Source organism: Ruegeria sp. BE3, assembly GCF_056538865.1.
The window spans coordinates 127,065-139,566 of sequence record NZ_JBQFTW010000006.1 but is presented as its reverse complement, the minus strand read 5'-3'; the positions used below and the strand labels follow the sequence as shown (position 1 = coordinate 139,566).

Sequence of the window (12,502 nt, the reverse complement as noted above, 5' to 3'; positions counted from 1 at the left end):
ATGATTCAAAAACGAGAAATAACTTGTTCACACAAGGATTCAGATAAGCCGAGACCCGCTGAGTGGGCCGGTTTCTCAACAACGTGCGCGAGGTCCTAGCGGTTTTCAGCCCGGATCAGGAAAATGTTGCGCAGATAGATCGACAGGCCCATCGACTGACCGAGAATGAAGACGGGATCACGGCGATAGATCGCATAGCTGAGCAGGATCAGCCCGCCGCCGATGGACAGATACCAGAACGCCATCGGGATGACCGACTTCTTGGCCCGTTCCGAGGTGATCCACTGAACGATGAACCGGGCGCTGAACATCAGCTGCCCGGCAAGGCCGATAAAGACCCAAAGCGCCTCCGTCGGACTGTCGACACGCAGGATTTCGAGAATGGCTTCTTTCACGACCGTCCCGCCTCTTTTGCCGAGACCGATTTGGCGCGGCGCATCAGCCAGACGACGCCGAACAGATCCCAGATGCCGACCATCGCACGGCCGAAATTGGTATATTTGGATTGCCCCGACAGACGCTGCTGATGTGCGACATCAACCAGCGCGACCTGCCAGCCATAGGCTTTGAACAGCGCGGGCAGATAGCGGTGCATGTGATCGAAATAGGGCAGGTTCAGAAAGGCCTGCCTTCGGAAGGCCTTGAACCCGCATCCGGTATCGCGGGTGCCGTCCTTCAGCATCCATCCCCGCAGCGCATTCGCCGCGCGCGAGGCCAGTTTTTTCGAAACGGTGTCCTTCCGCCCCAGCCGCTGCCCGGCCACAAGACCGATCTGCCCGCTGTCATCCGCCAACAGCGGAGACCAGATCTTTGGCAGCTCCTCGGGCGGGTTCTGGCCGTCACCGTCAAGCGTACAGCAAATCTCGGCCCGCGCGGCCTGGACGCCCGAATGAACAGCGGCGCTTTGCCCTCCGGCAGGTTTGTGCTGCAGGATACGCAGTTGCGGGCAGGATTGTTGGAACGTCTTCAGCGCCTCATAGGTGCCGTCTGTCGAGCCGTCATCGACAGCGATGATCTCGAACGCCGGCAAATCCGCAGCGGCAGCACAGATGCCTTGCAGCAGATCAGCCGCGGCGCCTTGCTCATTATGCATGGGGATGACAACAGACACGGTGGGTCGGCTATCGGACTGAGGCTGAGTATCGCTGGGCATGACGAATTTGTGTTCTTGATTCAGACACCATGGCTTGTGATTGATCAGGAGCGTAAATTCAAGTAGCCAGCCAGCCGAAAAGCGGGTTTCAGCACAACTGATCGAAAGGTGGGCGTGGTGAACGTCAAATCGACCGAACGCCTTCTGGCGCATGACTGGGCGCCTTACATCGTGACGGGCATCGTCATCGCGATTCTGTGGTGCTGGTACACGATCGGGCTGGGACAGGACGGGCTGTCGAAGATCGATGAGTTCTTCACCTATGACCGCAGCCTCGGCTTTGCCCGCAACGGCGATTGGTTCACGGTCTTTTCACAGAACGAACCCAGCCTGAAGAAACCTCCGCTGCAATATTGGATGACGGCGGCGATGATCGAGATGGGCCTGTCACATATGACAGCCCTGCACCTGCCTTCGATGCTGTTTGCGCTGGGCACGTTGATCGCGACCGCTTGGCTCGCACGGGTCATGGTGCCGGATCATCCCTGGCTGATGCTGCCTGCGGTACTGCTGGTCTCAAGCTCTCAGAATTTCTGGGGTCACGCCACTTCGGCAATGCTGGACAATGGCGCGATGTTCTTCTCGACCCTTGGCGTCGCCATCATGCTGGCCGCTTTTGAGCGTCCGCGCCTGTGGCCCTGGTTCGCCGTTACGGTGTTTCTGTCCGGGATGCAGAAAAGCCCGACACCGCTGGCCTTTCTGGCGATCGCTTTGCTGACCTTGATCCTGACGCAGCGTTGGCAGGACCGTCCCACAAGTGAGATCTGGAAAAACCGGACATTCCTGTGGAGCATGGCGGCCTGTCTGCTGCTAGCTTTCTTCTGGCCACTGTTTCAATATCTGCGCTTTGGCTTTGGGGCCGAGTTTCAAGGCAGTGTGCGTACCGAGATGCTGGATCGTTTTGCACCCAGCGTTTCCGACCGAAGTCTGAAGAAACTCTCGGAGATCATTCTGGGCAACGCGCCGGGATTGCGGCTGGTGGGGTTGATCGGGCTGTTCTTCCTGCCCTTCAAGTTTGGACGCCCCCGCCTGCTGGCCGTAACCGGGATAGCCGTGGTTTTCTTCCTGGGCATGTGGATGGCATCGGGAAAGGTCTATGACCGCTATACGCTGCTGATCCTGCCAATGCTGATGGTTGGCGCTGCGGGCGGTATCATGTTGATCTCGAAACGGCTTTGGGTGCGCGTGCTGCTGATCGCAGTGCTCTGCCTGTCCGAAAAAGGTCCGCTGAAACGATCCGTCGACTATAGCCACCCCACCACGGCCGAACAGTTCGGCATTGACCTGCAGGACCTGCTTGAGCCGCTGCAATCCATGGTTCAGCCCGGCGAAACACTGGTGGTATGCGGCTTTGACAACCGGCACCGTCTGCCGCTGGGGGCAGCCTCGGTCTATGCGTCACCCGATCAGCGTTTCGTTTATATCAGGCGCCCTGATCTGCGCGGTTATCTGGATCGGTTTGGCTATGTTTCCGGCCCGTTGCGCGGTGTTTGCCGCGCGAAAGAGCTTGATCAAATTGCCGATGACCTAGACGGTCTCGCCCGGCAGCCTGTTGACGGGACAAAATTTGTCTATTGGACAGCGGACAGCTTGATCAACCAATAGGACCTTGACCGTAATGGCTGTATCGCCTCGGGGCTTTGCAACCCTAGACTGGGCCTTCGATTCTTCCAGGCATTCCTGAACATCGCCTCTGGCAGCGTTGAGCATGTTTTATTTTTTCGTTGCCGAAACCGGTTTCGGTACGAATTAATAGGGAATGATAACGAATCCAACACTGCAAAGGCGTCAGTCTTCACCGCATCGCCTCTCGTCCCCCAAAAGGGTAAAGCTGGACGAGTTGGCAAAGCATCTCGGGCTTTCCAAAAGCACCGTGTCGCGCGCCTTGAACGGGTATCCGGATATTTCTGAGGGCACGCGAAAGCGCGTTGAAGTCACAGCGCGTAAGATGGGGTATCGTCCGCTCAGCCATGCGCAGGCCATCCGAACCGGGCGGGTGCGCGCCATTGCAATGGTGATCAACAGCGAAGAACCAGACCGGCATAATCCTTTTCTTCAAGACTTTCTGGCAGGCGCGTGCGAAGCGGCGAGCGCGTCAGATTGGACAATGACAATCTCCACGGCGAAGTCCGAGAAAGACATGCTTGAAGTACTGGGGCGGCTTGTCGAAGAACGCAAGGCCGATGGGTTCATCCTGCCCCGGACCGAGGTCGACGACCCGCGCGTGAAATACCTCAGAGAGCTGGGAGTTCCGTTTATCCTTTATGGACGTACCGGATACGGGCAAGCGGGCGCGCAGCATGACACATCCTGGTTCGATATCTCCGGCGAAACGGCGATACGGGATGCGGTTGATCGACTCGTCCGTTTTGGCCATACGCGCATTGGCTATGTCGGCAGCGATCCGAAATTCAACTACAGCCATCTGCGCCGCGACGGGTATCTCGAAGGTCTCAAGGCCGCAGGTCTGCCCGCCGATCCTGAGCTGATCCGGGAAGGCGCGCGCACGCGCGAAGAAGGTGCTGTTGAGGCGCGCGCGCTTTTGACATTAGGTCGCCCGCCAACAGCGATCGTGTTTGCAACGGATCTGGCCGCGCTGGGGTGTTATCCGGTCTGCACAGAACTGGGCCTTGAGATCGGGCGCGACGTTTCAATCCTGGGATATGACGGCATACCCGAATGCCAATATGTCAGTCCCGGGCTGACTACCTTCAGCGTGGACTCTCAGCGTGCCGGTGAACGCCTTGCAACCATGTTGATCCGCCAGACTCGCGGTGAAGCACCCGCTGATCTGCGCGAGCTGAGCGAGGCTGTGCTGATCGAGCGCGAATCCGACGGGCCACCGCGGCTGACCCCCGAGGAGCTGGCCCGGAAAATCCAACTTTAGAACGTTCATAACCGGGGAGGAGACCGACTATGAAAATTGCACCTACAGCATCGCGAATGATGCTTGGAACATCGCTTGCGCTGATACTGACGGCGGTGTCGGCGCAGGCGGATACGATCCGCTTTTGGACCACCGAAGAACAGCCCGAGCGGTTGGCCAAGCAACAGGAAATGGCGGATCAGTTCAAGGCTGAAACGGGCACGACTGTCGAGGTTATCCCGGTCACAGAAACCGATCTGGGCACCCGCGCGACAGCCGCCTTTGCCGCAGGTGATCTGCCCGATGTGGTTTATCACCCGCTGCAATACGCGCTGCCCTGGGCCGAGGCCGGCATTCTGGACACCGAAGCCGCGACCGAGGTGATCGAAGAACTGGGCGTCGACACGTTTGCCCCCGGTGCGCTTGGCATGGCGGCGTTCAATGACGAAACCGCATCAGTCCCGGTTGATGGCTGGACCCAGATGGTCGTCTATCGCAAGGACCTGTTCGATGAGGCCGGTCTTGAGGCCCCTAATTCCTTTGATAACGTTGTCGCCGCTTTGGAGCAGCTGCACAACCCGCCCGAGATGTATGGTTTTGTCGCCGCCACCAAGGTGGACGAGAACTTCATGAGTCAGGTTCTTGAGCATGTGTTCCTTGCCAATGGCGTGACCCCGGTCGGTCCCGATGGGTTCCAGCCGCTGGATGAGGCAAAAACCACCGAGGTGCTGGATTTCTACAAAGCGATCTCGAAAGCCTCGCCCCCGGGTGAGCTGTTCTGGAAGCAATCGCGCGAGCTGTATTTTGATGGCAAAGCCGCGATGATCATCTGGTCTCCGTTCATTCTGGATGAACTGGCCGGTCTGCGTGACAGCGCCCCGCCCACCATCAACGATGATCCGACCTCGCGCGATCTTGCGTCGAAAACCGGTATCGTGACCAACTTCGCTGGCCCGTCCAATCCGGATGGCGCGGCTTGGGGTGACGTTCGTTACTTTGGCATCACCAACGACGCGGATACCGACGCGGCGATGGAGTTTGTGAAATACGCCATGGATCAGGGCTATACCCAGACGCTGGCCATCGCGCCCGAGGGTAAGTTCCCGGTCCGTCGCGGCAATGCTGACAACCCAACCGCCTTCTCCGAAGCCTGGGCCGAATTGCCCGTCGGTGTCGATCGCAAGGCGCCGTTGGGCGAGCTGTACGATCAGGCGATGATCGACGAGATCGTTGGTGGTCTGGACGTGGCGCAGCGCTGGGGCGTCGCCGAGGGTCAGCTGGCGTTGGCGTCCAAAATGATCAATAGCCAGGCCATCAACCGGGTCGTGCGTCAGTATATCGATGACGAAATTGATGCAGCCGCTGCGGTGGCCGCGATGAACGACGAACTCGCCAAGGTTCAGTAACCTTGTGACATCTGCAGCGGCGAATGCGCCGCTGCACCCAACCCTTCGAGGTATCCCATGACTTCGGCCACCCCACCGACAGGAACCGGGGCGTTAGCCAAACGCGAGGCGCGTCTGGCCTGGACGCTGCTGGCTCCGACCGTGATCAGTGTATCGCTTGTGGTGATCCTGCCCTTGCTGGCGATCATCTGGATCAGCTTCAAACCGTTCACCCTGTCCGACCTGCGCCCGCCTGCACCGGTCGTTCGTGAAAGTCTGCGCGGATCCGGCGACGATCTGCGGATCGAATACCGTCTGCGCAACTCAAGCCAGGAGATCGCCGTTGGCGGCGTCACCCTGACCGATGTTCTGCCAGACGGCGTAACGGCGCGCGAGGTGACAAGCCCCTGCGTTCTGGACGGGCAAAACCTGTTCTGTGATTTTGGAACTCTGGAAGGCGGGCAGCGCGAACGTATCCGCATCCCCGTTACAGTGGACGGTGATCCAGACGCGTTTGAGGACCTGATCGAAGGCTCCGAACCCGACCTGACCGGCAGCGGGCCCAGCGTGCTTACCAACTTTGAATTCAGCCTGGAAAACTTCGCCCGTGTCTTTGACGGTGACGAGTTCTGGGGCGTTCTATGGGTCACGTTGTTCTACACCGTTGTCGGCACCATCGGGGCTTTGGTGATGGGCCTGTTTGCAGCCTTGTTGCTGAACAAAAGCTTCAAAGGACAAGGGTTCATACGCGGCCTCTATCTGTTCCCCTATGTGGCGCCAGTCATCGCTGTGGCCTTCACATGGGTCACCTTGTTCGACCCGTTCTCAGGTTCTGCCAACGCATTGTTGGTGCAGATGGGACTAAGCAGTGAACCGATCAACTTCTTCGGGGAACGCCCTTTGGCGCTGATCATGGTGACAGTGTTCGAGATCTGGCGCTATTTCCCGCTGTCCTTCCTGTTCATTCTGGCGCGGATGCAATCCATCGACTCTAGCATGTATGAAGCAGCGGATATGGATGGAGCCTCACCATTCCAGAAGTTCTGGCTGCTGAGCATCCCGCAACTGCTGGGCATCCTGTCGGTACTATTCCTGCTGCGCTTCATCTGGACGTTCAACAAGTTCGACGACATCTTCCTGCTGACCGGCGGCAACGCGGGTACCCGCACGCTGACGGTGAATGTCTATGAACAGGCCTTTGCGATTTCAAACATCGGCGCAGGCGCGGCGGTGGCTGTAGTAATCCTGCTCTGCCTGATCGCATTCAGCTTCGTCTTCTTCCGCTTCATCAGCCGTGAGGAGGGTTTGTGATGCGCAAAGGGTATATAACCGCGCCGTTGTTGGGCGCGCTCTGGCTGGTGGTGATCGCCACAACTGTCGCCATCACCATGTCATTTTCAACCGGGGCAGCGTTCCGACCTCAGGTCCTGCTCTGCCTGATCTGGGGGGCTCTGGCCGGTCTGATCTATGTCCGCTTCCCGGCGCAGCGCGCACCGGCTCGTCTGGGTATATCCGCACTGTTGGGCCTGTCTTGCCTGACCGGGTTCGGGCCGGTTCTGATCGGCTCGGACACCTCGTTGCAGGCGGTTTTGGTCACTGTGGTGGCGATGGCGGTTGTGATGCACCTGTCCATGGCAGCAATCCTGCAAGAGACGCCGTTCGGAGAACTCACGCGTCATGAATACGAAGCGGCGGTGATCCGGTTCTGCACGGGTTTCGGCTATATCTTCTTCACCGCGATTGTGATCATCCCGTTCTATGTGATGGTAATGACCAGCCTGAAATCGCAGCAGGCCCTGTTGCAGAACCCGCTGGATTTCTCGGTCGATCTATCGCAAGGCACCGCGCTGTTTCGCAGCTATACCGAGCTGTTTCGGGATTTCAACTTCGGCACCTATCTGTGGACCTCGCTTTATGTCTCAGTCTTGACGGTGTTCATCACCTTGCTGTTCAGCGTCCCCGGTGCCTATGCGGTGGCACGGTTCCGGTTCAAAGGGCAAAAGGCGTTCTCACGCTCGATCCTGCTGATCTACATGGTGCCAATGATTGTTCTGGCACTGCCGATCTATATCGCATTCTCACTGACCGGGCTGCGCAACTCAATCCTTGGCATCGTCATGATCTACCCGGTCACCACGATCCCGGTCGCGCTGTATATGCTGCAAGGTTATTTCCGTGGCCTGCCGACGGAGGTGGAAGAGGCCGGTCTGATGGATGGGCTGTCGCGGCTGGCGGTGATCTGGAAAATTACCCTGCCACTTAGCCTACCTGCGCTGGCGTCGGTCTCGCTCTACGTCTTCATGATCGCATGGAATGAGTTCCTGCTGGCCTTCATGCTGCTGGACGACCCGTCGAAATTCACCCTGACCCGAGGCGTCACGATGCTGAATTCCTCGGAAATTCCCCGACAGCATCTGATGGCCGGTGCGGTGATCGCCACCGTTCCGATCATGGCGCTGTTCCTGGGACTTGAACGTTTCATGACCAAGGGCCTGACTGCGGGGTCCGTCAAAGGATGACTGAGATGAACCAACATACAAACCCCGACCGCGAGGCGCGCAACATACTGGTTGCCAATGATCGCGGCGGCTACACCATCCCGACCGAGGGGCTGTACCCCTATCAATGGAACTGGGACAGCGCGATTGCGGCGCTTGGCTTTGCCGAGTTCGACATAGACCGGGCATGGGTCGAACTGGAAACGCTGTTCTCAGGCCAGTGGGACGATGGAATGGTGCCCCACATCCTGTTCCACAAACAGGATGATGGATATTACCCCGGTCCGGATGTCTGGGGTGGCCATGGGCCGATCCCGTCCTCTGGCATCATTCAGCCCCCGGTGGCTGCAACTGTGGCGCGGAAAATCTGGGAAAAAGACGGCGATGCGGGCGCGGACCGCGTTCGCGCGCTCTTCCCATCTCTGCTGGCGTGGCATCGCTGGATCATGAGATGGCGACTCGACGAACACGGCGCGGTTTGCACCACACATCCGTGGGAAGCTGGCCGGGATAACGCGCCCGACTGGGACAAGGCGATGAAAGGCGTCGACCCCACAGGCGTTGGAGACTATCAGCGGCGTGACACAAGCCACGTCAACAGCGCCGATCGACCAACAAAGTACGACTATGATCGGTATATCAAACTGGTTCAGATCGGGTGCCAGGTCGGCTGGGATCAGCAGAAACTGCTGGGCCTGAACCCATTCCGGGTCGCCGATCCCACTATGACGTTCATCACCCTGCGCGCCGCGCGCGATCTGCTCGTGATCAGCGAAAGGCTTGGTATTGCGGCAGATGGGCTAAGCGATGACATTCAGAAGCTCAACGCCGGCGCTCGGTCATTGTGGAACGAAACGCTGAACTCGTTCGACTCGCGCGATGCGCTGACTGGTGAATGGGCAGGAAGCGTCTCTAACGCGTCGTATCTTTGCTGGTATGCGGGCCTTGATTCACTGCAAATGCTGGAACGGTTGCAGGCGGTGCTTGCGAATGTGCCATATCCAGTTCCCAGCTATGACCCGGCGATGCCCAACTTCGACCAGCGCAGGTATTGGAGAGGCCCCACATGGGGTTTCATGAACATGCTGATTGGGTTCGGACTGGCTGACATGGGGCACCTGTCAGAAGCCGAAGCACTACGTCTGAAAACCGCGCAGCTGATCGCAACGAACGGCTTTGCGGAATATTACGATCCACTCACCGGCAGCCCCGCCGGAGGAAATTCATTCACCTGGACTGCGGCTGTCTGGCTGCACTGGGCAGGGAGGAACTAATGGGCAGCATCGAACTAAAATCAGTCGAAAAATGGTTCGGCACGGCTCAGGTCATCAAAGGTGTCGACCTTAAGATCGAAGAGGGTGAGTTCATTGTCTTCGTGGGCCCATCCGGCTGCGGAAAATCCACGCTGCTGCGCATGATTGGCGGGCTTGAAGACATCTCGCGTGGCTCGCTTTTGATCAATGACCGCGACGTCACGGACCATCCGCCGTCCAAGCGGGGGCTGACAATGGTCTTTCAATCCTACGCGCTTTATCCGCACCTTACGGTCGCTGAAAACATGGGCTTCTCGCTCAAGGTGGCCGGGGTCTCGAAGGCTGAGATCGCCGAGCAGGTCAACAAAGCCGCCGAAGTACTGAAGCTGGGGCCCTTCCTGGAACGTCGGCCCAAGGACTTGTCCGGCGGTCAGCGTCAACGCGTCGCCATTGGCCGGTCCATCGTACGTGATCCGACGGCGTTTCTGTTCGACGAGCCTCTCTCAAACCTCGACGCAGCCCTTCGGGTCGAAATGCGGTATGAGATTGCAAAGCTTCACCAAAACCTGAAGCGAACGATGATCTATGTGACGCATGATCAGGTCGAGGCGATGACCTTGGCTGATCGCATCGTGGTGCTGGAATACGGTAAAATCGCGCAAGTCGGCACCCCGCGAGAGCTTTATGAACGCCCGGCCAATCTATTTGTGGCGCAGTTCATCGGCAGTCCGAAAATGAATATATTACCCTGCACTGCTCAAGATGGCAGCTACACTCTGGAACGTGGCAGAGGTGGCAGTTTTTCTGGGTCTGGAATTGCCAACAGGCTTGGCATCCGACCCGAACACATCGAAGTGGTCGCGGCAGGAGACGGCCAAAGCGATGGCGTCATAGAAGTGATCGAATACCTCGGGGCAGACACGTTCCTGATCGTGGATTGCGGTACGGAAGAGAAAGTGACCGTTCGCCTGAACGGGGACACAGACCTCAAACCGGGGGCAAATATTGGCCTGCAATTCCCGACTGATATGTTGCACTTCTTCGACGAAAACGGCGACGCGCTGAGTCTGGAATAAATTCGGCTGACCTTCTGCTTGAAGCTGTTCAGTCAGTTCAAATGAATGGGTCACACCTCGACCGTAATGAAAAGCCGAGATGCCCCTGAACCACAACAATTGCTGGCCCACACCCTGTGCGGCCAGCACCCTCGCAACATTTTCCTAATGATATCAGTCAGGCTGGCGACCCCGGCAGGATTGGTTACCGCATTGCGAAGCTAAGTTTTTATTTTTATCAATAACTTATGTCAACGGTGAAAGCTCATGTGTCACCCTTTGTGTCACCTTGCGGAAAATCGGTAACTTTGGGTTCCATAGTTAACAGCTTCTAAAAATACAGGTACTTCCTAGACTCCTCACCGCTTCAATACACAACATCAACGTAGGTTGTGTATGTTACACTCAGATCAAACCGATACTGGCATAGGTGGACGAACCAACGTTCTTATTTTTGGTTCGCTGAAGAAGGGGTGGGGGATTTGAAAACCGACTTCAAAAAACGGGGGGTTTATTGTTGTTGTTATTATTGTTCTTTTTTCTGGCCGGTCATGACTTGAAGCTGTATCGGGCCACCAAGCCGACTTTCGCGGCAAATGCAGCGCATAGAACTAGCAACGGCAGCAATGCGGGCGTTTGCTCGTGCAGAAGGTTCTGAACCGCACATTTCGGAAGTTCAATATCAGGTGTCAGATGGCTGGAAAGCGGACAGAGCACCTTTTGGCTGCGGTTGCGCCAATGACTGCTTTTGAAAACACCGACAATAATTTGAGGTTTTCGTCATTGGCTGAAATGCAATAGTTCTGAGAAGACGATGCTAACGCAGTGAAGACCCGGTTAGGATATCCTCGAGTTAAGCCGAGGTTACTCTTAAAGAACCGCTAAGAATTCCTTATGATGGCCGTAGGAGTTTTCTTGCTAGGATGATCGATAATGCATGACGCACGAGAAGATGAAGCACCTTTTGACTTGAAGTCTTCCCCACCACCCAACGGTCAGTTTGAACGAACCAATCATTCGAAGCGAAAGAACAATCTAAGGTATGGAAAATAAATACTTTTTTAGAGAAGTCTGGCGACCCCGGCAGGATTCGAACCTGCAACCTGCCCCTTAGGAGGGGGCTGCTCTATCCAGTTGAGCCACGGGGCCGCGCGACGTTTTCTGTAGCGGGGTTTTTTTGGATTGTCATGGGCTTTGCACAAGTGTTGAACAGATTGCCCTGTTCACGCTACCATCGGCGAAACAACAATGCAGGTATCCCGGTGACAACAGAAACTAAACGCCCGCTTACCCTTCGTGATGTGTCAGAAGCGTCCGGAGTGTCTGAAATGACGGTCAGCCGGGTGCTGCGCAATCGAGGGGATGTCTCGGACGCCACCAGAACCCGTGTTCTGGCCGCCGCGAAAGAGCTTGGGTATGTGCCCAACAAGATCGCAGGCGCGCTGGCGTCCAGCCGGGTGAATCTGGTGGCGGTGATCATCCCGTCTCTGTCCAACATGGTCTTCCCAGAGGTGCTGACTGGTATAAATCAAGTGCTGGAGGATACCGAGCTGCAGCCAGTGGTCGGCGTCACCGACTATCTGCCCGAGAAGGAAGAGAAAGTACTGTACGAGATGCTCTCGTGGCGGCCTTCGGGCGTGATCATTGCCGGGCTGGAGCACACCGAAGCCGCGCGCGCCATGCTGGATTCGGCCGGCATTCCGGTGGTCGAGATCATGGACACCGATGGCAAGCCCGTAGACGCGATGGTGGGGATTTCGCATCGACGCGCCGGGCGCGAAATGGCGCAGGCGATCCTGAAGGCCGGATATGAGCATATCGGCTTTATGGGCACCAAGATGCCTCTGGACCACCGCGCCCGGAAACGGTTCGAGGGTTTCACCGAGGTTCTGGGCAAGCACGGGGTCGAGATCGAAGATCGCGAGTTCTACTCGGGTGGCTCGGCGTTGGCCAAGGGGCGCGAGATGACGCAAGCCATGCTGGAACGCTCACCCGAATTGGATTTTCTGTATTATTCCAACGACATGATCGGCGCAGGCGGGCTGCTGTATCTGCTGGATCAGGGGATAGATGTTCCTGGTCAGATCGGCCTTGCCGGTTTCAACAATGTGGAGCTGTTGCAGGGTCTGCCGCGCAAGCTGGCCACTATGGATGCCTGCCGGACCGAGATCGGGCGTACCGCTGCCCAGATCATCGCGGCAAAGCTGGCTGATCCGGAGGCAGAGGTCGAAACCCGCGTCACCCTGACCCCCAAGATCAGCTATGGTGATACGCTGAAACGGCGCTAAGACG

10 protein-coding genes and 1 tRNA gene are annotated in these 12,502 nt (G+C 57.4%); 8 read left to right on the top strand and 3 right to left on the bottom strand.

The features are described from left to right. Positions 1-95: 95 nt before the first annotated feature. Both ACR0AZ_RS14905 and ACR0AZ_RS14900 read right to left on the bottom strand, forming a co-directional pair. On the bottom strand, positions 96-395 hold the full coding sequence (locus ACR0AZ_RS14905) for a lipid-A-disaccharide synthase N-terminal domain-containing protein (RefSeq protein WP_480471419.1): 300 nt from the start codon (positions 393-395) through the stop codon (positions 96-98). After that, positions 392-1,153, bottom strand: a complete 762-nt coding sequence (locus ACR0AZ_RS14900) for a glycosyltransferase family 2 protein (RefSeq protein WP_480471418.1) — start codon at positions 1,151-1,153, stop codon at positions 392-394. Before ACR0AZ_RS14900 ends, ACR0AZ_RS14905 begins: the two co-directional genes overlap by 4 nt. 117 nt (positions 1,154-1,270) lie before the next feature. Here ACR0AZ_RS14900 and ACR0AZ_RS14895 point away from each other — a divergent pair, with 117 nt between their 5' ends. The 7 genes from ACR0AZ_RS14895 to ACR0AZ_RS14865 all read left to right on the top strand — a co-directional run bounded on the left by ACR0AZ_RS14895 (position 1,271) and on the right by ACR0AZ_RS14865 (position 10,231). Further along, entirely contained in the window at positions 1,271-2,758 is a 1,488-nt protein-coding gene (locus ACR0AZ_RS14895; RefSeq protein WP_480667760.1) for an ArnT family glycosyltransferase, read from the top strand. Positions 2,759-2,912: 154 nt separating this feature from the next. Next, positions 2,913-4,040 carry a LacI family DNA-binding transcriptional regulator gene (locus ACR0AZ_RS14890; protein WP_480667759.1) on the top strand — a complete coding sequence of 376 codons (1,128 nt, stop codon included), beginning with the start codon at positions 2,913-2,915 and terminating at the stop codon, positions 4,038-4,040. A gap of 29 nt (positions 4,041-4,069) precedes the next feature. Then, positions 4,070-5,425, top strand: a complete 1,356-nt coding sequence (locus ACR0AZ_RS14885) for an ABC transporter substrate-binding protein (RefSeq protein ID WP_480667758.1) — start codon at positions 4,070-4,072, stop codon at positions 5,423-5,425. Between the two features lie 57 nt (positions 5,426-5,482). Then, positions 5,483-6,715 (top strand): carbohydrate ABC transporter permease, encoded by a 1,233-nt coding sequence (locus tag ACR0AZ_RS14880; protein WP_480660189.1) that lies wholly within the window; start codon positions 5,483-5,485, stop codon positions 6,713-6,715. Continuing rightward, on the top strand, positions 6,715-7,923 hold the full coding sequence (locus tag ACR0AZ_RS14875) for a carbohydrate ABC transporter permease (RefSeq protein ID WP_480660188.1): 1,209 nt from the start codon (positions 6,715-6,717) through the stop codon (positions 7,921-7,923). Before ACR0AZ_RS14880 ends, ACR0AZ_RS14875 begins: the two co-directional genes overlap by 1 nt. A 5-nt stretch (positions 7,924-7,928) precedes the next feature. Next, on the top strand, positions 7,929-9,176 hold the full coding sequence (locus tag ACR0AZ_RS14870) for an MGH1-like glycoside hydrolase domain-containing protein (RefSeq protein WP_480667757.1): 1,248 nt from the start codon (positions 7,929-7,931) through the stop codon (positions 9,174-9,176). Beyond that, complete coding sequence (locus ACR0AZ_RS14865; RefSeq protein ID WP_480667756.1) at positions 9,176-10,231, top strand: ABC transporter ATP-binding protein; 1,056 nt, start codon at positions 9,176-9,178, stop codon at positions 10,229-10,231. The genes ACR0AZ_RS14870 and ACR0AZ_RS14865 overlap by 1 nt, the downstream gene beginning before the upstream one ends. 1,051 nt (positions 10,232-11,282) lie before the next feature. Here the strand turns inward: ACR0AZ_RS14865 and ACR0AZ_RS14860 are convergent. Beyond that, positions 11,283-11,359, bottom strand: a tRNA-Arg gene (locus ACR0AZ_RS14860). Between the two features lie 38 nt (positions 11,360-11,397). On the opposite strand from ACR0AZ_RS14860, the gene ACR0AZ_RS14855 reads away from it, so the two are divergent. Beyond that, positions 11,398-12,498 (top strand): LacI family DNA-binding transcriptional regulator, encoded by a 1,101-nt coding sequence (locus ACR0AZ_RS14855; RefSeq protein ID WP_480471410.1) that lies wholly within the window; start codon positions 11,398-11,400, stop codon positions 12,496-12,498. The last annotated feature ends 4 nt before the right edge of the window (positions 12,499-12,502 follow it).

Coding starts and splice junctions, on each gene's coding strand:
- ACR0AZ_RS14900 (WP_480471418.1), bottom strand. CDS start 1,153: ATGCCCAGCGATACTCAGCCTCAGTCCGATAGCCGACCCACCGTGTCT.
- ACR0AZ_RS14890 (WP_480667759.1), top strand. CDS start 2,913: ATGATAACGAATCCAACACTGCAAAGGCGTCAGTCTTCACCGCATCGC.
- ACR0AZ_RS14885 (WP_480667758.1), top strand. CDS start 4,070: ATGAAAATTGCACCTACAGCATCGCGAATGATGCTTGGAACATCGCTT.
- ACR0AZ_RS14880 (WP_480660189.1), top strand. CDS start 5,483: ATGACTTCGGCCACCCCACCGACAGGAACCGGGGCGTTAGCCAAACGC.
- ACR0AZ_RS14875 (WP_480660188.1), top strand. CDS start 6,715: ATGCGCAAAGGGTATATAACCGCGCCGTTGTTGGGCGCGCTCTGGCTG.
- ACR0AZ_RS14870 (WP_480667757.1), top strand. CDS start 7,929: ATGAACCAACATACAAACCCCGACCGCGAGGCGCGCAACATACTGGTT.
- ACR0AZ_RS14865 (WP_480667756.1), top strand. CDS start 9,176: ATGGGCAGCATCGAACTAAAATCAGTCGAAAAATGGTTCGGCACGGCT.
- ACR0AZ_RS14855 (WP_480471410.1), top strand. CDS start 11,398: ATGGGCTTTGCACAAGTGTTGAACAGATTGCCCTGTTCACGCTACCAT.